The 380-nt window shown below is 46.6% G+C and carries 1 pseudogene; it reads right to left on the reverse strand.

Going from position 1 to position 380, the window contains the following annotated elements:
- Window positions 1–80: 80 nt before the first annotated feature.
- Window positions 81–380, reverse strand: a pseudogene (locus HC026_RS12455) (hypothetical protein); the annotation flags it as partial.

The following is a 380-nucleotide window of genomic DNA, read 5'->3' on the forward strand; positions in this document are numbered from 1 at the left end:
CAGATCAGGGACATTGGTTAAATCGACTTGTCCGTTGGCATAAGCAGTTAAAATTTGCTTGGCTAATTCTTCGTTTTGGCTCATCGTTCGAGACCTCCTCGGTCGTGATAGTAAGTTTGCGTAGATCGTTCAGGCGCACGTTGTGGCTTCGGTGCAGTACGTTTCGCTAAATCTTGCTTAACCTCTTTGTGTTGTGCTTGCTCTTTGCGAGCCATATCGGCCTTGAAGCGACTAGCCACGTCTTGATATAAATGCTGGTCGGCTAGTCGTTGCTTAATTTGCTTTGCAAATCCGTGTACTGCGTCAGTAAATCGTTGTAAGCCGTCTGCAATGGTGCGAACTGCTGGTCTAATTCGCTGGTAGATTTGTTCAGCATGACT

The organism is Secundilactobacillus angelensis (assembly GCF_012641075.1).
GTDB lineage: Bacteria > Bacillota > Bacilli > Lactobacillales > Lactobacillaceae > Secundilactobacillus > Secundilactobacillus angelensis.